The 1,288-nt window shown below is 49.2% G+C and carries 1 protein-coding gene; it reads right to left on the reverse strand.

Going from position 1 to position 1,288, the window contains the following annotated elements:
- Positions 1–1,060: RecE family exodeoxyribonuclease (locus tag FDW95_RS08135; protein WP_349290504.1), on the reverse strand; the 1,060-nt coding region annotated here is incomplete at its 3' end.
- Between the last annotated feature and the right edge of the window lie 228 nt (positions 1,061–1,288).

Genomic DNA, 1,288 nt, shown 5'->3' on the forward strand with positions numbered 1-1,288 from the left:
TGAACCAGGCCTTAAAGAACTGAATTACGGTAGACAGATTCACTCGTTTACCATCAACCGGGAAAATAGTTTTTAGCGCGCTGACAATTTTCCAGATATCGATCTCTGGCGCTTTCCTGAATGGTTCTACATTCTCGGCGGCAAGCAGCAGATTTTGCACGTAGCTGTTATCCACATCCAGCTCAAGTTCCTGAATGGTTTTCTTCTGTTCAGTATCAATATGGTAAGCATATTCATCAGAAATAAACTGAGCCAAAAGGCGCTGGCGTAGCGGGAGAGTCGCAACGGTAATGAGTTCTGGCGTTACAGGTGGAACGGTGGGCTCATCACCCACAATTCGTGCTTTCTTATCGTTAACCCACTCCTGCACGGTTTGAGTCCGCGCTTTCGGTTCCGCAATCCATTCGGTAATAAATTCCTCAAATGAAGCAATGGCATAGACCTGCTCACGGTCGAAGACTTCTTTTATTGCGTTTGCCAGGTTCCACTCGACATGAGCAGAAAGCTCTTTCGCCGCTGGCACATTTGCAACGGCCAGTAACAGGTTTTGTATATAGAGATCATTTTCGTCCAGTTCCATTTGTCCGATCTGGACGTGCCGCGCTTCACTGATATCCTTCTCTTCACCGTCATTTAACAGGTGCGCAATCAGCCGCTGAGACAGGCGCAGGCGAGATATGGGGCGGAGCAATGCTGGCGCATCGCTGGTGGGTACATTGGCACTGGAGGTTTCAGGTTTTTGCTGGCTGGAAGCCTCCAGATTTTCATTATCCGGCTTCTGTTTCAGTTGCCACGTTTGCTGGTCTTCTGCCAGTTCGTAACGATCGCACCATGTGTCATCAAGTGTGCTTTCCTCAGGAAGATCGTCAACAACAAACCAGTTGGTGCGGACAGGTAATTGATAGTCGGCGCCACGACCGACGGCAATATCGTTATCTTCGAGAATATTGAGGATTTCGCGTTCTGCACGGGAATCTGATTTCGCAGAGAACCAGCAAAACAGGTTTTTTGCCTCAGTTGCTTTCGCTTTAGCTTTAATAAGATACGCATACGTTAACATTGCGTTCGGGCTCCATAGGATTGTAAGATACCCGGCAGCTGATGATCGCCGCCTAAGGTAGTGGTTATTGGTCAAAACTCGTTCCGGAAAGCTTTGGTCGGCTGACCGGGTACTTAACCCGCCTTGCGCGGGTTTTGTGCTTTATGGGGTAGGGGATTTTCCCTGCGCCAGCTGTGCGACGGGAACCCACTCCAGAGCATTCAGCACGGGTTCAAATGAATCAGGCGT

Source organism: Citrobacter sp. wls718, assembly GCF_005280945.1.
Taxonomy (GTDB): Bacteria; Pseudomonadota; Gammaproteobacteria; order Enterobacterales; family Enterobacteriaceae; genus Citrobacter; species Citrobacter gillenii.